At 67.8% G+C, this 21,221-nt stretch carries 19 protein-coding genes; 5 read left to right on the top strand and 14 right to left on the bottom strand.

Annotated features, from left to right (window positions below; all coding sequences use genetic code 11):
* Positions 1 to 46: 46 nt before the first annotated feature.
* The 5 genes from ACWPKK_RS00390 to rpmI form a co-directional block, all read right to left on the bottom strand.
* Positions 47 to 340 carry a DUF2442 domain-containing protein gene (locus ACWPKK_RS00390; RefSeq protein WP_452000326.1) on the bottom strand — a complete coding sequence of 98 codons (294 nt, stop codon included), beginning with the start codon at positions 338 to 340 and terminating at the stop codon, positions 47 to 49.
* Between the two features lie 22 nt (positions 341 to 362).
* On the bottom strand, positions 363 to 611 hold the full coding sequence (locus ACWPKK_RS00385; RefSeq protein ID WP_452000324.1) for a DUF4160 domain-containing protein: 249 nt from the start codon (positions 609 to 611) through the stop codon (positions 363 to 365).
* Positions 612 to 615: 4 nt separating this feature from the next.
* The gene (gene pheS, locus ACWPKK_RS00380) at positions 616 to 1,683 is read right to left on the bottom strand and encodes a phenylalanine--tRNA ligase subunit alpha (RefSeq protein ID WP_452000322.1); all 1,068 of its coding nucleotides are present in this window, start codon (positions 1,681 to 1,683) and stop codon (positions 616 to 618) included.
* 131 nt (positions 1,684 to 1,814) lie between these two features.
* Complete coding sequence (gene rplT, locus ACWPKK_RS00375) at positions 1,815 to 2,186, bottom strand: 50S ribosomal protein L20 (RefSeq protein WP_149228229.1); 372 nt, start codon at positions 2,184 to 2,186, stop codon at positions 1,815 to 1,817.
* 35 nt (positions 2,187 to 2,221) lie between these two features.
* Positions 2,222 to 2,422 (bottom strand): 50S ribosomal protein L35, encoded by a 201-nt coding sequence (gene rpmI / locus ACWPKK_RS00370; protein WP_012975158.1) that lies wholly within the window; start codon positions 2,420 to 2,422, stop codon positions 2,222 to 2,224.
* 487 nt (positions 2,423 to 2,909) lie between these two features.
* On the opposite strand from rpmI, the gene ACWPKK_RS00365 reads away from it, so the two are divergent.
* Complete coding sequence (locus ACWPKK_RS00365; RefSeq protein WP_452000320.1) at positions 2,910 to 3,686, top strand: class I SAM-dependent methyltransferase; 777 nt, start codon at positions 2,910 to 2,912, stop codon at positions 3,684 to 3,686.
* A 6-nt stretch (positions 3,687 to 3,692) separates the two neighbouring features.
* Complete coding sequence (gene ubiB / locus ACWPKK_RS00360; protein WP_452000318.1) at positions 3,693 to 5,231, top strand: 2-polyprenylphenol 6-hydroxylase; 1,539 nt, start codon at positions 3,693 to 3,695, stop codon at positions 5,229 to 5,231.
* Positions 5,232 to 5,379: 148 nt separating this feature from the next.
* Here the strand turns inward: ubiB and ACWPKK_RS00355 are convergent, their stop codons facing one another.
* Positions 5,380 to 6,306, bottom strand: coding sequence for a 2-hydroxyacid dehydrogenase (locus ACWPKK_RS00355; protein ID WP_452000316.1), 927 nt, complete (start codon positions 6,304 to 6,306; stop codon positions 5,380 to 5,382).
* Positions 6,307 to 6,385: 79 nt separating this feature from the next.
* On the opposite strand from ACWPKK_RS00355, the gene ACWPKK_RS00350 reads away from it, so the two are divergent.
* Positions 6,386 to 7,045, top strand: coding sequence for a pseudouridine synthase (locus ACWPKK_RS00350; protein ID WP_452000315.1), 660 nt, complete (start codon positions 6,386 to 6,388; stop codon positions 7,043 to 7,045).
* Here ACWPKK_RS00350 and ACWPKK_RS00345 read toward each other — a convergent pair.
* The 6 genes from ACWPKK_RS00345 to ACWPKK_RS00320 form a co-directional block, all read right to left on the bottom strand.
* Positions 6,987 to 8,807: an acyl-CoA dehydrogenase C-terminal domain-containing protein gene (locus ACWPKK_RS00345; protein WP_452000313.1), complete on the bottom strand. Its 1,821-nt coding sequence runs from the start codon at positions 8,805 to 8,807 to the stop codon at positions 6,987 to 6,989. The two genes, ACWPKK_RS00350 and ACWPKK_RS00345, sit on opposite strands and share 59 nt — an antisense overlap.
* A 36-nt stretch (positions 8,808 to 8,843) precedes the next feature.
* Positions 8,844 to 9,770, bottom strand: a complete 927-nt coding sequence (locus ACWPKK_RS00340; RefSeq protein ID WP_452000311.1) for an electron transfer flavoprotein subunit alpha/FixB family protein — start codon at positions 9,768 to 9,770, stop codon at positions 8,844 to 8,846.
* Positions 9,771 to 9,932: 162 nt separating this feature from the next.
* Positions 9,933 to 10,682 (bottom strand): electron transfer flavoprotein subunit beta/FixA family protein, encoded by a 750-nt coding sequence (locus ACWPKK_RS00335; RefSeq protein ID WP_452000310.1) that lies wholly within the window; start codon positions 10,680 to 10,682, stop codon positions 9,933 to 9,935.
* 205 nt (positions 10,683 to 10,887) lie between these two features.
* Positions 10,888 to 12,540 (bottom strand): acyl-CoA synthetase, encoded by a 1,653-nt coding sequence (locus tag ACWPKK_RS00330; RefSeq protein ID WP_452000308.1) that lies wholly within the window; start codon positions 12,538 to 12,540, stop codon positions 10,888 to 10,890.
* Positions 12,541 to 12,739: 199 nt separating this feature from the next.
* Positions 12,740 to 13,462: a response regulator transcription factor gene (locus ACWPKK_RS00325; protein ID WP_324866123.1), complete on the bottom strand. Its 723-nt coding sequence runs from the start codon at positions 13,460 to 13,462 to the stop codon at positions 12,740 to 12,742.
* Positions 13,463 to 13,525: 63 nt separating this feature from the next.
* On the bottom strand, positions 13,526 to 16,330 hold the full coding sequence (locus tag ACWPKK_RS00320; protein WP_452000306.1) for a cache domain-containing protein: 2,805 nt from the start codon (positions 16,328 to 16,330) through the stop codon (positions 13,526 to 13,528).
* Between the two features lie 230 nt (positions 16,331 to 16,560).
* On the opposite strand from ACWPKK_RS00320, the gene ACWPKK_RS00315 reads away from it, so the two are divergent.
* Both ACWPKK_RS00315 and ACWPKK_RS00310 read left to right on the top strand, forming a co-directional pair.
* A complete protein-coding gene (locus ACWPKK_RS00315; protein WP_324866127.1) occupies positions 16,561 to 16,884 on the top strand; it encodes a DUF485 domain-containing protein in 324 nt (107 codons plus the stop codon).
* A complete protein-coding gene (locus ACWPKK_RS00310; protein WP_149227662.1) occupies positions 16,881 to 18,551 on the top strand; it encodes a cation acetate symporter in 1,671 nt (556 codons plus the stop codon). Before ACWPKK_RS00315 ends, ACWPKK_RS00310 begins: the two co-directional genes overlap by 4 nt.
* Positions 18,552 to 18,612: 61 nt before the next feature.
* On the opposite strand, the gene ACWPKK_RS00305 is transcribed toward ACWPKK_RS00310, so the two are convergent.
* Together ACWPKK_RS00305 and ACWPKK_RS00300 are read right to left on the bottom strand one after the other, a co-directional pair.
* Entirely contained in the window at positions 18,613 to 18,834 is a 222-nt protein-coding gene (locus ACWPKK_RS00305) for a hypothetical protein (protein WP_310118976.1), read from the bottom strand.
* A gap of 36 nt (positions 18,835 to 18,870) precedes the next feature.
* Entirely contained in the window at positions 18,871 to 21,000 is a 2,130-nt protein-coding gene (locus ACWPKK_RS00300; protein ID WP_452000304.1) for a sensor histidine kinase, read from the bottom strand.
* Positions 21,001 to 21,221 lie beyond the last annotated feature (221 nt).

Raw genomic sequence — 21,221 nt, 5'->3', positions numbered from 1 at the left:
TGAATGTCTGGCGGGCAGAGAGGGGCGAAGAGAAAGGGAGCGAGGATCACTCGGCCGCGGCGGAATGGGTGAAGGGGTTGTCGTTCGGGTGGGCCTCGAACCACAGCGCGTCGGCGTCCAGGTCCAGTTCGCCCGGCCACACCAGCGAGCGGCCACGCGGGCCGACCGCGATGGCAGCGAACAGGGCCGGATCAGAAAGCGCCGCGAACACGCCGCCACGAGCGATCAGGGGGCTCATGTCGACGCTGGTCTCGGCACCGCCGACCCAGCGCAACAGCACCCGCCGGCCTTCCGGGAGCGGGGTGGCGCTTTCGATGCGGTTCTTCAGCAAACCCGGCATGCTTCCCTCCAAACTCGGCCCGTCACAGGCGATCCGGCGCCACATGACTGCGGCACTTGACCCAGTTCAACGCCAGATCGGCCTGCTTCGGTCGCGCCCATTCTGTGACGCGGCGCAGGATCCGGCCCGGTACATCCCCTTCGATCAACGCCAGATCCGCAACGCGGATCAGCGCTTCGCACTCACCGTATTCGACATGGAAATGGGGCGGATCGTGATCCTGATAATACATCAGGATCTTGATCCCGTCGAATTCGGCAATGGTCGGCATCGCGTCAGCGCGTCAGCCCCTGGGCGATGTTGGGAATGTCGAGCGGGACGAAGCCGTAATGCTTCAGCCAGCGCAGGTCGGCTTCGAAGAAGGTGCGCAGGTCGGGGATGCCGTATTTCAGCATGGCGACGCGCTCCACCCCCATGCCGAAGGCGAAGCCCTGGTAGCGGGTGCTGTCGATGCCGCAGGCTTCCAGCACGTTCGGGTGGACCATGCCGCAGCCGAGGATCTCCAGCCAGTCGCCGTAATTCCCAAGCTTCAGCTCGCCGCCCTTGCGCGAGCAGCCGATATCGACCTCCGCCGACGGTTCGGTGAAGGGGAAGAAGCTGGGGCGGAAGCGCAGCGGCAGATCGTCCACGTCGAAGAAGGCGCGGCAGAACTCCACGAGGCAGCCCTTCAGGTGCCCCATGTTGGTCGCCTCGTCGATGACCAGCCCCTCGATCTGGTGGAACATCGGGGTGTGGGTCATGTCGTAGTCGGAGCGGTAGGTGCGCCCCGGCGCGATGATGCGGATCGGCGGCTTGTTGTTCAGCATGGTGCGGACCTGCACCGGGCTGGTGTGGGTGCGCAGCAGCATCTTCTTATCGCCCGAATCGGGCAGATAGAAGGTGTCGTGCATGTCGCGCGCCGGGTGGCCGGGCGGGAAGTTCAGGGCGGTGAAGTTGTGGAAATCATCCTCGATGTCCGGCCCTTCGGCGACCGAGAAGCCCATCTCGGCGAAGATGGCGATCATCTCGTCCATCGTCTGGCTGATCGGGTGGATGCGCCCCTCGGTCTCCGGGCGGATCGGCAGTGTGACGTCGACCCGCTCGGCCTCCAGCCGCGCCTTCAGGTGGGCGGCGGCGAGGTCGGCCTTGCGCGCGTCGATGGCGGCGGCGATCTCGTCCTTCAGCGCGTTCAGCGCCTGGCCGCGCTCCTTGCGCTCGTCCGGCGTGAGGTTCCCCAGCTCCTTCATGAAGCCGGTGATGCGCCCCTTCTTGCCGAGCGCGGAGACCCGCACCTCGTCCAGCGCCGAAAGGTCGGCGGCGGCGTTGACCTGCGACAGAAGTTCGTCTTTCAGCGCGTCGAGCATGGCGGTTCCCGGCAAGCGTGGGGAAGAAAACGGTGCAAAAAGAAAAAGGGAGCCGGCCCAGCGGCCCGGCTCCCTTCTCTTACAACTGACGCCGTGACGGCAAGCGTTCCCAGGGCGGGAAGCGCGAGGCGTTACGCGGCGGCCTTGGAGGCGAGCGCGGCCTGGGCCTTGTCCACCAGGGTCTTGAAGGACTCCGGCTCGCGCGCGGCCAGATCGGACAGGACCTTGCGGTCGATCTCGATGCCGGCCAGCTTGATGCCGTTGATGAAGCGCGAGTAGGTCAGGCCGTACTGACGGACGCCGGCGTTGATGCGCTGGATCCACAGGCCGCGGAAATCGCGCTTCTTATTGCGGCGGTCGCGGTAGGCGTAACGAAGCGCCTTCTCGACCTTCTCGACCGCAATGCGGAAATTCTTGGAATTGCGACCCCGGTAGCCCTTGGCGAGCTTCAGGATCTTACGGTGACGGGCGTGCGTCGTGACGCCGCGCTTAACACGAGCCATGGTTCAGTCCTTCCGAATTCTATGATGTGCCGAGATCAGGCGTTGCGCAGCCAGTTCTTCAGCACCGTGCGGGCGTTGGAGTCGCACAGGGTCATCATGCCGCGCGCGTTGCGCTTCATGTTCGGGGACTTCTGTTCCAGGCAGTGGCGCTTGTAGGCGGCCTGAGCGCGAACCTTACCCGTGGCGGTCACCTTGAAGCGCTTCTTGGCGCCGCTCTTCGTCTTCAGCTTGGGCATTTTCGTTTCCTAGAGGGAAATGAGGCGGAATTCCATCGGACGGGTGGGCATGCCCTGAGCCATACGGCCCAGCCTCGCCGCCCGTGGAAGGATGCGCTTATACGCGCGGGGGCGGCGGGATGCAAGGGAGATGTGGGACGGGGCGGCCGAGTGAAGGGTAAGGCAAGGATCGGGAGCCGCGTGGTTTTCCGGCCCTCCTCCTCACCGGCCCGCCCTTATGTTAGGATTTTGCGCCTAACAGTTTGAGGAGGGAGCGCCAGATGGAACATCAGCGAAAAAGTGTTTCACCCTGTTTCATTCCGCATCGAACCGCCGGCTCACCGCCCCACCGCGCCCGATGAAACAGTGTCCGAAATCTGTTCCACGCCGTTCCATCCCCCGCACCGCCAACCAACGCCCCCATCCGCCCTACGCCATTCGCCGCAGCGCTTGCCGCATCGCACGCCCCCGCTGGCGCATGGCCCCTGCCCGCGCTATCTTCCCGGCCATGAGCGACCACACCCCCGACCCGCAAAAGCCCGCGTCCGGTGCCGAAGGCAACTGGTTCGGCTTCACCCCCGTCGATCCGTCCGCCAAGTCCGGGCTGGTCCGCGCCGTCTTCGACAGCGTGGCGACCAACTACGACCTGATGAACGACCTGATGTCGGGCGGCATCCATCGGCTGTGGAAGGACACGCTGATGGAGATGGTGGCGCCCAAGCCGGACATGACCCTGCTGGACGTGGCGGGCGGCACCGGCGACATCGCCTTCCGCTTCCTGAAGAAGGGCGGCGGGGCCGCGGTGGTCTGCGACATCACCGAGGCGATGGTCCGGGTCGGCCGCGACCGCGCCGTCGACCGCAACATCCTGTCCGGCGTGCAATGGACGGTCGGCGACGCGGAAAAGCTGCCCATCGCCTCGCGCTCGGTCGACGCCTACACCATCGCCTTCGGCCTGCGCAACGTCACCCGCATCGACGAGGCGATCAAGGAAGCGCACCGCGTCCTGAAGCCCGGCGGCAAATTCTATTGCCTAGAATTCAGCCACGTCGTCCTGCCGGTGCTGCGCGAGCTGTACGACGTCTATTCCTTCCAGGTGCTGCCCTTCATGGGCCGCGTGGTGGCGAAGGACGAGGCGAGCTACCGCTATCTGGCCGAGAGCATCCGCCGCTTCCCGCAACAGGCCGATCTGGCGAAGCGGATCGAGGCTGCGGGCTTCGGTGCGGTGCGCGTGCGCAACCTGTCGGGCGGGATCGCCGCCATCCATTCCGGCTGGCGGATCTAAGACCCCGTGTTCCGTATCCTGCGCAACCTGATCCGGATGGCCGTGATCGGCCGAACGGTCGCCCGTCACGATGCCCTGCCCACCAGCCTGCTGGGCACCGCCCCCGGCCTGCTGTGGCTGTGGCGCCGCATCGCCCGCAAGGACGTGCCTGGCCGCGAGGGCGAGCGGCTGGCCCGTGCGCTGGCCGAACTCGGGCCCACCTACATCAAGCTGGGGCAGCTTCTGTCCACCCGCTCCGATCTGGTCGGCGAGCGGATGGCCGTCGATCTGGCCGAGTTGCAGGACAAGCTGCCGCCCTTCCCCGCCCATCAGGCCCGCGCCATCATCGAGGCGGAGTTCGGCCAGCCGGTCCAGGCGCTGTTCCAGAGCTTCGACGACAAGCCGGTCGCCGCCGCCTCCATCGCCCAGGTGCATTTCGCCGTCACCGCCGACGGGCAGGAGGTGGCGGTCAAGGTGCTGCGTCCGGGGATCGAGCAGGCCTTCGAGCGCGACATCGACCTGTTCTACCGGCTGGCGGCGCTCGCCCAATGGGTCCTGCCCAGGCTGAAGCGGCTGCGCCTGACCGAAATCGTCGATACCTTCGCCCGCACCTCCCGCCTGGAGATGGACCTGAGGATGGAGGCGGCGGCCGCGTCGGAACTGGCGTCGAACTTCAAGGACGATGCCACCTTCAACGTGCCGAAGGTCGATTGGGAGCGCACCGGCGGCCGGGTGCTGACGCTGGAGCGCATCCGCGGCTTCAAGGTGGACGAACCGGCCCGCATCTCCGCCGCCGGCTTCGACCGCGACGAGATCCTGGCGATGGCCTCGGCCAGCTTCTTCAACCAAGTCTTCCGCGACGGCTTCTTCCACGCCGATTTGCATCCCGGCAACCTGTTCATCAACGAACAGGGCACCATCACCGCCGTCGATTTCGGCATCATGGGCCGGCTGGACCGTGAGACGCGCTATTATCTCGCCGACATGCTGATCGGTTTCCTGACCGGCGACTACCGCCGCGTCGCCATCGTGCATTTCGAGGCCGGCTACGTCCCCCGCCACCAGTCGATCGAGATCTTCACCCAGGCCTGCCGCGCCATCGGCGAACCGTTGCAGAACAAGCCTCTGGCCGACATCTCGGTCGGCCGGCTGCTGGCCCAGCTGTTCGCGGTCACCGAACAGTTCGAGATGGAAACCCAGCCGCAACTGCTGCTCCTGCAGAAGAGCATGCTGACGGCCGAGGGCGTCGGGCGGCTGCTGAACCCCAACATCAACATGTGGGCACTGGCCCGTCCGCTGATCGAGGAGTGGATGCGCGAGAACCGCGGGCCGGAGGCGCAGATCATCGACGATGCCGGCGCCCTGCTGACCACCGTCCGCCGCATCCCCGCCCTGGTCAGCGAGGCGGAGCGGGTGACCCGCGACATCGCGGAAGGCGGGGTGCGCCTGCATCCGCACACCGTCCGCCAGATGCTGAACGGCTGGGAACACCGCCGCCGCTCGGACCGCGCCGCCCTTTGGGTGATCGCGGCCCTGCTGGCGGTGATCGCGGTTCAGATGCTGTAAGGGCCGCGACTGCGCTGGAATCCCCGAAGCGCTTTCGTCGAGCGTCATTCCCGCGAAGGCGAGAATCCAGACTTTTCAACTGTTTGAGCCGGAAGCCTGGATTCCCGCCATCGCGGGGATGACAGTCGAGGAAGATCCTTCTTTAAGCTCAGTAGCCCCGGCTGCGGTCCACCAGATTGGGCAGCGGCCGACCCTCGCGCAGGGCCTTCACCGCGTCGGCGACCTGCACGGCGCAGAGCGACGGGTGGGTGATCCCGGCGACATGGGGGGTGACGCGGACCTGCGGATGGCGCCAGAGCGGGTGGTCGGCCGACAGCGGCTCCGTCGCGAAGACGTCCAGGCTGGCACCGCGCAGATGGCCGCTGTCCAACGCATCCAGCAGATCCGACTCGACCAGATGCCCGCCGCGGGCGGCGTTGATGACCACCGCCCCCTTGGGCAAGGCGGCGAACAGCGACGCATCCATGATGCGGCGGGTCTCGTCGGTCAGCGGCAGCAGGCAAACGAGGAAATCGCACTGCGGCAGCATCGCCGCCAGACCGTCGGGACCGGAGAAGCTCTCCACCCCCTCGATGCTCTTGGGACTGCGGCTCCAGCCCATCAGGCGGTAATCCAGGGTCCGCAGCGTGCGGGCCGATGCCGCCCCCAATTCACCCATGCCCAGGAATCCGATGGTCACCTCGGAGGCCGGGCGATGATCCAGCTGCTCCCACCGCGCTTCGGCCTGGAAGGCGGCATACGCGTCCATCAGCCGGTGCCAGTACAGAACCTGGTAGACCACATAGCCGGCCATATCGACCGTCAGCCCCTCCGACACCATCCGCACCAGCGGCACGTCGGGCAAGGTCGGGTCCTCCAGGATCGGTTCCACCCCGGCGCCGAGCGAAACGATCAGCCGCAGGTTGGGCAGGGTCGCCAGCATGCCGGCCGGCGGCTTCCACACCACCGCCACTTCGATGTCGGCGACGTCGCCGGTCTCGGGCCAGACGCGCATCTCCAGGTCGGGAAAATGGAGGGCGATTTCCCGGCGCCAATCCTCGGCGCTGTCGCTGGCGGAGCAGAACAGAAGCGTCACGGCCGAACCCCTGCTATTTAGATTGGTGTTGGGGTGCGAACGATAGCGCCTTTCCCGAACCGCGCAAGGAAGCAAGCCCGTGCCGCGCCTGATCCTGCTGAACAAGCCCTATGGCGTGCTGCCGCAATTCACCGACGACCAGGGCCGCCCGACCCTGGCGGAACTGGTGCCGGTGAAGGGGGTCTATGCCGCCGGCCGGCTCGACCGCGACAGCGAGGGGCTGCTGGCGCTGAGCGACGACGGACCGCTGATCGCCCGCATCGCCTCGCCGGCCAACAAGATGCCCAAGACTTACTGGGTGCAGGTGGAAGGTATCCCGACCGACGAAGCGCTGGAGGCTCTGCGCCGCGGCGTCACGCTGAAGGATGGCCCCACCCTGCCGGCCGAAGTGCGGCGGATGGAAGAGCCCGAGGCGCTGTGGCCGCGCGATCCGCCGGTGCGCTACCGCGCCGCCATCCCCACCTGCTGGATCGCGCTGACCCTGCGCGAGGGGCGCAACCGGCAGGTCCGCCGCATGACCGCGGCGGTCGGCTTCCCCACCCTGCGGCTGATCCGCTGGTCGATCGGCGACTGGACGCTGGACGGGCTGGCGCCGGGGCAGTGGCGGGAGGTCCCCCAACCACCCGCGACACCCAACAAAGGGCCAAAGACCCCGGCACCAACCGGCAAGCGCGTCCCCGTCAAGCCGCGCCGAACAGCTGCTCCTCGCTCAGCGCCATCACGCTCGCGGAGCCGTTGACGACGGTAGCCCGCAGCGCCGCCGCCTTCGGCAGAACATGGGTGGCGAAGAAGCGCGCGGTCAGCGGCTTGGCCGACAGGAAGGCGGTGTCGGCATCGCCCTCCGCCAGCCGCTCCACCGCCACCTTGGCGGCGCGGGCAAGCTGCCAGCCGCCGACGACCACGCCCATCAGCTCCAGCAGAGTCACCGACGCGGCGGCCGGCAGGCGCGGGTCCTGCTTCGCCACGCTCAGCACCCAGGCCACCGCCTGCTTGGCCTCCAGCACGGCGGCGGCCAATTCGGCCCCGGTGACGCGCAAGGCGTCGTCAGCATGGCCGGACAGCTCGCCGCCCAGCGCCGCGATCTCGTCCAGCAGCCCGTTGGCGGTCGCCCCGCCGTCGCGCAGGATCTTGCGGTTGATCAGGTCGTTGGCCTGGATGGCGGTCGTGCCCTCATAGATCGTGGTGATGCGGGCATCGCGCAGATGCTGGGCGGCCCCCGTCTCCTCGATGAAGCCCATGCCGCCATGGACCTGCACGCCGTCCGACGCCAGCTGCTGGCCGGTCTCGGTGCACCAGCCCTTGGCGATGGGGGTCAGCAAATCGACCAGCAGGGCGGCCCGGCCGCGCGCCGCCTCGTCGGCATGATGGTGCGCCACGTCCACCGCGGCGGCGGCGGTGTAGAGGATGCCGCGCATCGCCTCGATCCGCGCCTTCATGCCCATCAGCAGGCGGCGGACGTCGGGGTGGTTGACGATGCCCTTCGACTGGCCCTCGCTCCAGCCCAGCGGCTTGCCCTGCACGCGGTCGCGGGCATAGGCCAAAGCCTGCTGGTAGGCGCGCTCGGCGATCGACAGGCCCTGCATGGCGACGTTCAGCCGGGCGTGGTTCATCATGGTGAACATGTATTCCAGGCCGCGGTTCGGCTCGCCCACCAGGAAGCCGGTCGCCCCGCCCTCGTCGCCGAAGGACAGCACGGCGGTCGGGCTGCCGTGGATGCCCAGCTTGTGCTCCAGCGACACGCACTTCACCTGATTGCGGGCGCCCAGGCTGCCGTCGGCATTGACCAGGAACTTCGGCACGACGAACAGGCTGATGCCCTTCACGCCCGGAGGCGCATCGGGCAGGCGGGCCAGCACCAGATGGACGATGTTCTCCGTCAGGTCGTGGTCGCCGTAGGTGATGAAGATCTTCTGCCCGCTGACGAGGTAATGGTCGCCGTTCGGCACCGCGCGCGATCGGGTGGCGGCAAGATCGCTGCCCGCCTGCGGCTCGGTGATGTTCATGGTGCCGGTCCACTCGCCCGAGATCATCTTGGGCAGGTAGATGTCTTTCAACGCTTCGGAGCCGTAGAGCTGAACCGCGTTCACCGCCCCCTGGGTCAGCATCGGGCAGAGCGCAAAGGCCATGTTGGCGGAATGCCACATCTCCTGCACCGCGGTGTTCAACAGGTTGGGCAGCCCCATGCCGCCGCGCGCCGGATCGAAGGGCAGACCGTTCCAGCCGCCCTCCACCAGCGCCTGCCACGCAGGCCCCCAGCCCTCCGCCGTGCGGGCGATGCCGTCGGTGCCGAGCTTGGCCCCCTGGACGTCGCCGATGCGGTTCAGCGGCGCCAGGACGTTCTCGGCGATCTTCGCCGCCTCGCCCAGGATGCTGTCCACCATGTCGGGGCTGGCATCCTCGAAGCCCGGCAGAGCCGCCACGTCGGCCATGCCGGCGAGGTGGTCGAGGACGAAGCGGATCTCTTTCAGCGGCGGGGTGTAGGGGATCGCGGCGGCGGTCATGGGGGACCTCTTCGGGTAACGGGGAAACGAACGGTGTCAGACGGCCTGCTGCAGTTCCGGCAAGGCCTTGAACAGGTCGGCGACGAGGCCGTAGTCGGCGACCTGGAAGATCGGCGCCTCCTCGTCCTTGTTGATGGCGACGATCACCTTGCTGTCCTTCATGCCGGCCAGATGCTGGATGGCGCCGGAGATGCCGACGGCGACATAGAGGTCCGGCGCCACGATCTTGCCGGTCTGGCCGACCTGATAGTCGTTGGGCACGAAGCCGGCATCGACCGCGGCCCGGCTGGCGCCCACCGCGGCACCCAGCTTGTCGGCGATCGCCTCCAGCAGGTGGAAGTTGTCGCCCGACTGCATGCCGCGCCCGCCGGAGATCACGATGCGGGCCGAGGTCAGCTCCGGACGTTCCGACTTCGACAGCTCGGCCGAGACGAAGCTCGACAGGGCGGGGTCTGCCACGGTGGCGACGCTCTCGACCGCGGCGCTGCCGGTGGCGGCGGCGGCCTCGAAGGCGGTGGTGCGGACGGTGACGACCTTCACCGCATCGGCCGACTGCACGGTGGCGATGGCGTTGCCGGCATAGATCGGCCGCTCGAACGTATCCGAAGAGACCACGGCGGTGACGTCGGAGACCATCGCCACGTCGAGCAATGCCGCGACGCGCGGCAGCACGTTCTTGCCCACCGAGGTGGCGGCGGCGAGGACGTGGCTGTAGGCCGGGGCGAGCGAGACCAGCAGGGCCGCGACCGGCTCGGCCAGGGCATGCTCGTAGGCGGCATCGTCGGCGAGCAGCACCTTGGCGACACCGGCCAGCTTCGCGGCCTGTTCCGCGGCGGGGGCGGCGTTGCGGCCGGCGACGAGGACGTGGATGTCGGCGCCCAGCTTGGCGGCGGCGGTCACCGCATGGGCGGTGGCAGGCTTGAGGCTGGCGTTGTCGTGGTCGGCGAGGATCAGGATGGGCATGGCGGATTCCTCTGTCGGACGGGCGGAGAGTGCAGTCACTTGCCCCCACCCCAACCCTCCCCCGCTGGGCGGGGGAGGGGGTAAGTGCTGATGCGGGAGGCTGGCGGAGTTCCCTCCCCTGCGAAGCGGGGGAGGGTTAGGGTGGGGGCACCGGACAGGCGCTCAGATCACCCGCGCCTCGTTCTTCAGCTTGTCGACCAGTGCGGCGACGTCCGGCACCTTGATGCCGGCTTGACGCTTCGCCGGCTCGGCGACCTTCACCGTCTTCAGCCGCGGCGTCACATCGACACCCAGGGCGTCCGGCGTGACCGTCTCCAGCGGCTTCTTCTTCGCCTTCATGATGTTGGGCAGCGAGGCGTAGCGCGGCTCGTTCAGGCGCAGGTCGGCGGTGACCACCGCCGGCAGCTTCAGCGACACGACCTCAAGCCCGCCGTCGATCTCGCGCGTCACCGCCACGGCGTCCCCAGCCGGCGCGACCTTCGAGGCGAAGGTGCCCTGGCCCCAGCCGAGCAGGGCGGCGAGCATCTGGCCGGTCTGGTTGCAGTCGTCGTCGATCGCCTGCTTGCCGAGGATGACGAGGCCGGGGGCCTCCTTCTCGACCAGCGCCTTGAGGACCTTGGCGACGGCCAGCGGCTGGGTCTCGGCATCGGTCTGCACCAAGATGGCGCGGTCGGCACCCATGGCGAGAGCGGTGCGCAGCGTTTCCTGCGCCTGGGTCGGGCCGATGGAGACGACGACGATCTCGGTCGCCTTGCCGGCCTCCTTCAGGCGCACCGCCTCTTCGACGGCGATCTCGTCGAAGGGGTTCATCGAGAACTTCACGTTGGACGTCTCGACGCCGGACTGGTCGGTCTTCACCCGGATCTTGACGTTGTAATCGACGACGCGCTTCACGGCGCAGAGGATCTTCATGGCGCGGGTCCCCTAAGGATTGGGCAGCGTGTGGGCGTGGGCGGGCGTTGCCCCCACCCCGGCCCTCCCCCGCTGGGCGGGGGAGGGAGCGGATGCTTGCAAAGGCATCGCAAAGAAGGGCGGCAGTCCCCTCCCCCGCATCGGACGGACCTTCGGCCGGCCGAGAGCGGGGGAGGGTTAGGGTGGGGGCAAAGCGCCCCGCCCCTTACAGCCCTTCGGTCTGCTTGCGCAGGACGTATTTCTGAATCTTGCCCGTCGAGGTCTTCGGCAGCGGGCCGAACACCACCGTGCGCGGGCACTTGAAGTGGGCCATGTGGGCGCGGCAGAAGGCGATGATGTCGGCCTCGGTCGCGGTGGCGCCGTCCTTCAGCGTGACGAAGGCGCAGGGCGTCTCGCCCCACTTCTCGTCATGGCGGGCGACGACGGCGGCCTCCAGCACCTCGGGGTGCTTGTAGAGGACATCTTCCACTTCGATGGACGAGATGTTCTCGCCGCCGGAGATGATGATGTCCTTCGACCGGTCCTTGATCTCGACATAGCCGTCTTCATGCCAGACGGCGAGGTCGCCGGTGTGGAACCAGCCGCCGGCGAAGGCCTCTTCCGTCGCCTTGGGGTTCTTCAGGTAGCCCTTCATGACGTTGTTGCCGCGCATCATGATCTCGCCCATCGTGCGGCCGTCCTTCGGCACCGGCTCCAGCGTGAAGGCATCGGCGACGATCACCGCCTCCAGCATCGGGCCGCGGACACCCTGGCGGGCCTTGATCGCCGCCTTCTCGTCGAGCGACAGGCCATCCCAGCGGTCGTGCCAGACGCAGACCACGGTCGGGCCGTAGCATTCGGTCAGGCCGTAGACGTGGGTGACTTCCCAGCCCATGCGCTCCATGCCGGCGATGACGGCGGCGGGCGGGGCGGCGCCGGCAACCATCACCTTCACCTTCTGCTCGATGCCCTGCTTCAGTTCGGCCGGCGCGTTGTTCAGCATGTTCAGAACGATGGGCGCGCCGCAGAAGTTGGTCACCCGCTCCTCGCGGATCAGCTTCAGCACGGCATCGGGGCGGACCTGGCGCAGGCAGATCGCGGTGCCGGCGGTGACCGCGATGGTCCAGGGGAAGCACCAGCCGTTGCAGTGGAACATCGGCAGCGTCCACAGATACACGGGCGCGTCGCCCATGTTCCAGGACAGCGCGTTCGACACCGCGTTCAGATAGGCGCCGCGGTGGTGATAGACGACGCCCTTCGGATTGCCGGTGGTTCCGGAGGTGTAATTCAGCGCGATGGCCTGCCATTCGTCGGCCGGCAGGGTCCAGGGGTGTTCGGTCCCGACGTCGCTGATGAAGGCCTCATAGTCGCGGTCGCCGATCAGTTCGCCGCCGGTGTAGGTCGGATCGTCGATGTCCACCACCGGGATCGGCGCGTCGAGCAGGGCCAGCGCCTTCTTCGCCACGCCGGAGAACTCGCGGTCGACGATCAGGATCTTCGCCTCGCCATGCTTCAGGATGAAGGCGATGGCTTCGGCGTCCAGGCGGGTGTTGACGGCGTTCAGCACGGCGCCGGCCAGCGGCACGCCGAAATGCGCCTCGAACAACTCGGGCGTGTTGGCGGCCAGCATGGCGACGGTGTCGCCGATGCCGATCCCCAGGTTCGCCAGCGCCGCGGCCAGACGGCGTACGCGGACGAAGGTCTCGGCCCAGGTCCGGCGAACCGGGCCATGGACGACGGCCAGCCGGTCGGGCCACACGGAGGCGGCGCGCTCCAGGAAAGTCAGCGGCGTCAGCGCAACGAAATTGGCGGCGTTGCGGTCGAGGTCGCGTTCATACGGATTGGCGCGGACATCGGCTGCGGCGGCAGTTTCACTCATCGGACCGTTCTCCCCAGGGGTTCTTGTTGCGCGCCGACATTGGGCGCGGCGGTGTTGGAAACAGCCTGTACCAGATCAGCTTTGCGCAACTTTCTCAGGATTATGACCAATTGTTATTGGAGTTGTTGCTGCCCCAGGCAAGCGAGGCACCCCATTCACCGTAACCCGGATCGCCGCAGCCCAGATCACCTCAGCCCAGTCACCGCAGCCAGGTCACGTCGCCGGCGAACAGGTATCCGGCACCATAGACCGTCTTGATCAGGCGCGGGGCGCGGGGATCGTCCTCGATCTTCTTGCGGATGCGCGACACGCGGACGTCGATGCTGCGGTCATAGGGAAAATCGTCACGGTCCTGGTCGGGGCCTTGCAGATGCTCGCGCGACAGCACGCGCTTGGGCGCCTTCAGCAAGGTCAGCAGCAGCGAGGCCTCCGCCGCGGTCAGGCTTTCCTGACGGCCGTCATCGGCGCTCAGCGTCAGGTTGCCGAGGTCGAAGACCCAATTGCCGAAGCGCGCCCGCGCGGTCTCCGCCGCGGCCGTGGCGCCGGCCAGCTGTTCGCGGCGGCGGATGGCGCTGTTGACGCGGGCGACCAGTTCCCGTGGCTCGAAGGGTTTCACGATGTAATCGTCGGCGCCCAGTTCCAGCCCCAGGATCCGGTCGGAGGTGCCGCCGCGCCCGGACAGGATGATCACGCCGAAGCGCACATCCTCCCACAGCTCGCGAACCAGGGTCAGCCCGTCCATGTCCGGCAGGCCGAGATCGACTAGGCACAGGTCGGGGGCCTGGCGCTGGATCGCCGCCCGCGCCTCCCGCCCGCTGGGCCAGCAGGACACCTCGTAGCCGTATCCCTCCAGCACCTCTTTCACCAGCCGGCGGATGTCGGCCTCGTCCTCGACCAGATAAATGCGCTTCTTCTGCACCACGCGCGTTTCCCCTCGGCACTCGTCGCCCTGTATTTCCAGGTGCGTTCATTTGGTCCGATCATATCAGACCGGCGCGGGTTGGGCGGCGTGGCCGATGGCCGCCACCAGGTCCCGCTTGTCCCATGGCTTGCTCAGTATGACGGCATCGGCAGGGATATCGCCATACTCGACCGTGAATCCGCTGACCAGAACCACCCGCATGTCCGGCCGCAGCAACCGGGCACGCCGCGCCAGTTCCACCCCCGACAGGCCGGGCATGACGATGTCGGAGACCAGCAGCGACAGCCCGTCGATCTGCTCCACCAGTTCCGCCGCCTCGTCGCCGCTCGCTGCCTCCACCACCGAGAATCCGAGGTCGACCAGCTGCTGGCGCATCACCTGCCGGACATCGTCATTGTCCTCCGCCACCAGCGCAAGCTGGCCGGACCAGCCGCTACCCAGGGGTTCGGCCGCCGCCGGTTCGGCATCGAGCAGACGCGCCACCGGCTCGGCGCGCGGCAACAGCAGGGTGACGACAGTCCCCTCCCCCGGCCGGCTGTCGATGCGCAGATAGCCGCGCGACTGCTTGACGAAGCCGTAGACCATCGACAGCCCCAGCCCCGATCCCAGCGCCTTGGTGGTGAAGAAGGGCTCCACCGCGCGGGCCAGCGCCTCCGGGGTGAAGCCGGTGCCGGTGTCCGTGACGCGGATTTCCAGGTAATCGTCGGGGCGAACCGGCTCGTCGAAGGACAGGGTGTCCTCCACCCGGCGGATACCGACCGCGATGTCGAGCCGGCCGCCGTTGGGCATGGCGTCGCGCGCATTGATGGCGAGGTTGACCAACGCGTTCTCCAGCTGGGTCTGGTCGGCGATAGTCCAGCATTCCCGCCCCTCCTCCGGCACGCCGATGGCGATGGAACTGGGGAAGGAGCGGCGCAGCAGCACCGCCATGTCGCGCAGCAGCCCGCACAGTTCGATCGGCTCCGGCTTCAGCGGTTGCTGGCGGGAAAAGGCGAGCAGCCGGGCGGTGATGTCGGCGCCGCGGCGGCCGGCACGCTGGGCCGGCTCCAGATAGGCGTCCAATCCCTTGACCGCGGCGTAGCGCTCGCGCGCCGCCGCGAGGTTGCCGATGATGATCGACAACAGGTTGTTGAAGTCGTGCGCCAGCCCGCCCGACAGCTGGCCGACCGCCTTCAGGCGTTGCGCCTCCACCAGCTGGCGTTCGGTCTGCTTCTCGTCGGTGATGTCCAGCGTCAGCACGAACAGGCCGGTGACGGCGCCGTCCTCCGCTCCACCCTCGCCACGATGGCCCTCGCCGCGATGGGGAATCAGCGTGGTCTTGGTGACGATGTCGCGGCCGTCGCGCGGAAAGGCGTATTCGAAGGTCACCACCTCCCCCGACAAACAGCGGTCGAGATGGGGGCGCAGCACCGCCATGGCGCGCTGGCCGACGACCGCGGCAACGTCGCGGCCGATCACTTCGGCCTTGTCGCGGCCGACCAGTTCGCCCCAGCGCAGGTTGGCGAAGGTCAGCCGCCCGTCGCGGTCCAACCCGGCGATGCAGGCGGGAATCGCATCCAGGATCACGCGCTGGCGCGTCTCCGCCTCCGCCAGCGCCGCGGTGCGGTCGCGCACGCGGCTGTCCAGCGTGGCGACGGTGTCGCGCAGTTGCCGGACCATCCCGTCGAAGGCGGAGGCCAGCAGCCCGATCTCGTCGCCGCGGCGGATGCCGCTCTGCGCGCCCAGGTCGCCGGCCCGCACCTGCACCGCGGTGTCGGCCAGCCGGCGTAGCGGCCGGACCAGACGTCCGACGGCGATGTAGCCCAGCAGGCTGCCCGCCGCCATCAGCGCCATGCCGATGGCGAGGATGCGGTTGCCCAGCACCACCGACGACCGCTGCAACTCGTCCACATAGACCGACGAGGCGATGTACCAGTCGAAGCCCTCGAAATGCCGGACCCAGCTGATCTTTTCGTAGGCGTAGTTGCCGGGATCGTCGGGCTTGTCCCACAGGTAGGTCAGCGGTTCCCCCCTGGCCGCGGCGGCTTTCAGATCCTCGGCGATCGGGCGGCCGGTGGCCGAGTTCAGCCGGTCGCCGAACGACGTGCCCTCGATGTTCGAATTCGGGTGGATGATCATCCGGTTCGCCGAATCGAAGATGTAGAGATAGCCGGTGCGGGCGATGCGCAGCTTGCGCAGGGCTTGGCGCAGATCCTCGATGGCCTCGGCCTTGCGCCGCTCCACCTCGGCGTCGACATCGGCGAGATAGGCGCCGGTGCCGACGATGATGCCGCGCCTGGACAGATCCTTGAAGAAGCTGAGCTTCGGCGCCCGCTCGTCGCCGTTGGGGCGCCACCACGGATAGGTCTGGAAGCCCTCCCCCTCCCGCTTGGCGGTGGCGACGATGGTGGGCAGGATATGGCGGCCCAGATTGTCGCGCAGATCGTCGGACTTCCGCCCCTGATAATCCGGCGAGGGATGCGACAGGATCACCGAGTCGTAGCCGATGGCCCAGACATAATCCCCGTTGCCGTAGCGGAAGGCGTGCAGCCCCTCCATCGCCTCGCGCTGCGCCTGCTCCGCCGTGATCTCGCCGCGGTCGGCGCGGGCGTGGACATGCTCGATATAGCCGACGGCCAGCTCCAGCACGTCGCGCAGGCGGGTCTTGTAGGACTCCACCGTGGTGCTGCGCTGTTCCTCCAGCCCGCCGCGGATGCGGCTGACCAGTTCGAATACGTTGTCGAGGATGGTGCGGCTGGCGTCGCGTTCGATCTCGTAGGCCTTCTCCTCGATGAAGGGGACGGAGAAGACATAGGCCGCCGCCGAAAACAGCCCGAGCGAGATCAGGATCGCCGAAAACAGCCGAAGGAACAGGGGCGAGCGGATCATTTTCCGGAGGGAGCGGCGGGATATGGGGATCGAAGGGCTCCCCTCCATCATTCCAGCTTCGCTGCCCCGGCTCAATCCGAATCGGTGAAATTGTTACCGGAATTGCGCTGAAACAATTCGTCATATTTCCGGGAAATTTGCGAAACAGTGTTTTGTTAGCCGGAAAACCATAAGCCCACGAGAGGGTATCACCCAAGGCATAACAAGGACGTTTAGCGTCTGGAGGAAACATGCACTCCCCCGCGAACACTCCGGTTTACGAACGGGTCCGCCGGAACCCCAAATTCCAGGAACTGGTCCGCCAGCGCAGCCGGCTGGCGCTGATCCTGTCGGCCATCGTCCTGGTCGGCTACTACAGCTTCATGATGGTGGTGGCCTTCGCGCCGGACATGCTGCACAAGCCGATGTCCGACGACTCGGCCCTCAGCGTCGGCTTCCCCATCGGGGCGGCGATCATCATCCTGTCCTGGCTGCTGACCGGCGTCTATTCCCATTTCGCCAACGGCCGCTTCCAGGACCTGACCGACGAGATCACGCGGGAGACGCTGCAATGACCGCCCGCCGGATCCTCCTGACGGCGGCTGCCGCCACCCTGTTCGCCCTGCCGGCGCTGGCCGCCGGCGACGTCGGGCAGCTGGAAAAGCAGCCGGTCAACCTGTCCGCCATCGGCATGTTCCTGGCCTTCGTCGTGATGACGCTGGGCATCACCTACTGGGCGGCCAGCCGCACCCGCTCGACCTCCGACTTCTACACCGCGGGCGGCGGCATCACCGGCTTCCAGAACGGGCTGGCGATCGCCGGCGACTACATGTCGGCCGCGACGCTGCTGGGCCTGTCGAGCCTGGTCTTCGCCAAGGGCTATGACGGCTTCGTCTATACCATCAGCTTCTTCGTCGGCTGGCCGATCATCCTGTTCCTGCTGGCGGAGCGGCTGCGCAACCTGGGCCACTTCACCTTCGCCGACATCGCCTCATACCGGCTGGACCAGGGCAAGATCCGCACCTTCGCCGCCATCGGCTCGCTGACGGTGGTGTGCTTCTACCTGATCGTCCAGATGGTCGGCGCCGGCCAGCTGATCAAGCTGCTGTTCGGGCTGGACTACAACGTCGCCGTGATCGTGGTCGGCGTGCTGATGGTGGTCTACGTCACCTTCGGCGGCATGATCGCCACCACCTGGGTGCAGATCATCAAGGCGGTGCTTCTGCTGGGCGCCGGCGTGATCCTGGCCTTCCTCGCCCTGTCGCGCTTCGGCTTCAGCCTGGAGGCCATCGCCAAGAGCGCCATCGCCTCGCACAAGGACGGTGTGAAGATCATGGGGCCGGGCACGCTGCTGGCCGACCCGGTGTCGGCGGTGTCGCTGTCGCTGGGCCTGCTGTTCGGCACCGCGGCCCTGCCGCACATCATGATGCGCTTCTTCACCGTCCCCAACGCGCGCGAGGCCCGCAAGTCGGTCTTCTACGCGTCGGGCTTCATCGGCTTCTTCTTCCTGATCGTCTGCGTGCTGGGCATGGCGGCGATCACCATCGTCGGCACCGATCCGCAGTTCTTCGAAGGCGGCAAGGTCGGCGGCAAGCTGATCGGCGGCGGCAACATGCCGGTGATGCATCTGGCCAAGGCGCTGGGCGGCGACCTGTTCCTCGGCTTCCTGTCGGCGGTCGCCTTCGCCACCATCCTGGCGGTGGTGTCGGGCCTGGCGCTTGCCGGCGCCTCCGCCATCGCGCACGACCTCTACGCCCGCGTCATCCGCAAGGGCGAGGCGACGGAGCGCGAGGAGATGCGCGTGTCCAAGATCGCGTCGCTGGTCCTGGGCGTGCTGGCCGTCGTGCTGGGCATTGCCTTCGAGAAGCAGAACGTCGCCTTCCTGGTCGGCCTGACCTTCGGCGTCGCGGCGTCGGTGAACTTCCCGGTGCTGATCCTGTCGATGTACTGGAAGGGGCTGACCACCCGCGGCGCGCTGGCGGGCGGCATCGCCGGCCTGATTTCCGCGGTGACGCTGGTGATCCTGTCGAATGCGGTGTGGGTCGTGGTTCTGAACAACCCGAAGCCGATCTTCCCGTACGAGCAGCCGGCCCTGTTCTCGATGACGCTGGCCTTCATCGTCACGATCATCGTGTCGAAGCTGGACAGCAGCGCGTCCGCCCGTGCCGAGCGCGACGCCTTCGAGGACCAGTTCGTCCGCTCCCAGACCGGCATCGGCGCCGCGGCTGCCGCGAAGCACTGACGGTCTGATTTTCCAACGGAAAGCGCCCTTCCCCACCCCGGGGGAGGGCGCTTTTCTTTTGTCAGCCCGCCGATACGCTGTTGTCCTTGCGGCGCGACAGCTGCACCTGGCCGTCCAGGCATTTGACGTAGCCGGTCTTGCCCGGCTTCAGCCCATCGAGAATCGTCACCAGCGCCCGCGGGATCGCAGCGAACTCCTTGGAGCCGCGCGACTGGCCGTTGTAGACGGCGATGTGCTTGCGCAGGTCCTCCTTGGACACCGGCTTTCCGTCATTCCCGATCATCCCGTCCGCCTTTCGCTCCGTTCACCGGAGACAGGCTTACGCCTGCATCCCATCGGCCGCAACCGGTTGGGCGACGCGCTCGGCGGGGAAGCGGATGGTGACGACGGTCCCGCGGCCCGGCTCGCTGTCGATGGACAGGCTGCCGCCATGCAGGGCCGTCAGGTCGCGGCAGATCGACAGGCCAAGCCCGGTACCGCCGAAGCGGCCGGGAATGCTGCTGTCGGCCTGCTGGAACGGCTCCAGGATGCGGGCCAGCGCGTCGGCGGGAATACCGATGCCGGTGTCGCGTACCGCGATGGCAAGTCCGCCGTTGGCCTCCAGCCCTGCCGTCACCGTCACCCGGCCGCCGCGCGGAGTGAACTTCACCGCGTTCGACAGCAGGTTCAGCAAGACCTGCCGCAGGGCACGCTCATCGGCCAGCAGCCTGGGCAGGCCGGGGGAGCAATCGACCGCCACCGCCACCCCGCCGGCATCGGCGGGGACCGCGGCCAGCGCCCGGCAGGTCTCGATGGCGTCGGCCGGCTCCAGCCAGCTTTCGTCCAGCGTGTAGCGCCCGGCCTCCAGCTTCGACATGTCCAGCACGTCGTTGATGAGGTCCAGAAGATGGCGCCCGCTGTTCTGCACATGGCGCGCATAGTCGTGGTAGCGCGGGCTGCCCAGCGGTCCGAACAGCTCGTGCAGCATGATGTCCGAAAAGCCGATGATGGCGTTCAGCGGCGTGCGCAGCTCGTGGCTCATGGTCGCCAGGAAGGCGCTCTTGGCGCGGTTGGCGGCCTCCGCCTGGTCGAGCGCGGCGGCGAGCCGTTCCGCCGCCTCCACCCGTTCGGTGATGTCGCGCGCCTCCACCACCAGCACGGTCACGGCGCCCCGGTCGTCGAAGACCGGCTTGATCGTCACATCCATCACCCGGGTAACGCCGTCGGCGATCACGTCGGTCTCATAGCGGACGAGTCGGCCGGACGCCGCCTTTCCGATCGATTGGCGGAAGGACTCGGCCAGTTCGCCGGTCCGGGCCCAGCCGCGGAACTCCCAGGCGCGGCGCCCGATCAGCGCCTCCGCCGGCAACCCGGCCAGGGCGCAGGCCGGCCGGTTCAAGGCCAGCACCCGCCCGTCGGGGGACAGCAACCCCATGATCTGGAAACTGCTGTCGAACAACGCCTGCGACCGGCGTTCGCTTGACCGCAGCGCCTGTGTCGTCGTCTCCAGCCGGCCGAGCTGCCGCAAGGCCAGCAAGGCCAGGAGCGTGACCACCACCGACACCGCGGCGGTTTCCAGGACGCGTTTCCAGCGGTCGGCATACCAGCCGGCCAGCACATCGTCGGCGCTGATGCGGACATAGACGTAGAGCGGCAAGTCCGCCACGCGACGGACCGTACCGATGCGATCACGCCCTTCCGACGGATCGAAACCGGACAGAGTCTTCGCGCTTTCCCCGCCGGAGAGGCGCGGCAGGACGGAGGCGAAGACGGCACGGTCGTTGTCCAGAAGCTCACTCGGCCGCGAATAGGCCAGGACCACACCGTCCTCGCCATACAGCAGAATGATGCTGCGCGGGCCGATGTCCTGCGTGGCGTAGAGCCGGGCGAAGCGGTCGAGGTCGAGCACTGCCACGGCCACGCCGCTGCCGTTGGCAAGCGGCCGGACAAGGGCGGCGCGCCAGCCCCCGCCGGGCCCCCGGTAAGGGCCGGCGAAGGCAGCCGATCCGGTGCGCGCCGCCTCGGCCGGCGGGGTTCCGGCAAGGGAGGTTTGGGCATCCAGCCCTGCAGCCTCCCTGACCCGCCCATCCGGTTCCACCACCAGCAGGCTGCGCAGCGCCAGCCCCGGACCAGCCTCCGGCCCTGAAAAAGCAGCGGTGTCAGCCAGCAGATGGGCGGGGATCCGCCCGTCTTCGGCAATTGCATAGAGAGCGCGGCGGGCAACGACGAGGATGCGGCGGGCATCCTCCTCCAGCAGGCGTGACAGGTTGGCGGTCTGGCGCAGGCCGTCCTGAAGCGCCCGGTCGCGCGCACGCTCCAGATCGGCGTAGGCCACCAGCCAGAAGCCGGCGATAACCGCCGCGAGCAGGCCAATGCGCATGCCGGCCACCGGCGACAGGGACAACGCGCCTGATCGCAACTGCCGCCACCATCCGCGCGCGGCGCCGGCCGGTTCGGAGAAATCCGTCAAAGGCAAGAGTCCGCCGCAGCTGAATTCCAGAGAACGTCAAGCCGGTTAGGCCGGACGCGGCAAACTGTAGCATGCCCTGCCGGGTGATTTCACGTTCGCGCACTCCTGATGCGGGTGGGAACTTATGGGCGGCGGGCGGCACCGGGATGCCGGTGCGGGAAAAGTTTGGCTCGACAAAGCCGACGGCCCGCGCTTCTCTGCCCCTCAACCATGGGGAGGAG

The organism is Azospirillum largimobile (assembly GCF_977007025.2).
Note: the sequence above shows the minus strand (reverse complement) of the source record. Positions and strands in the feature narration are given on the sequence as shown.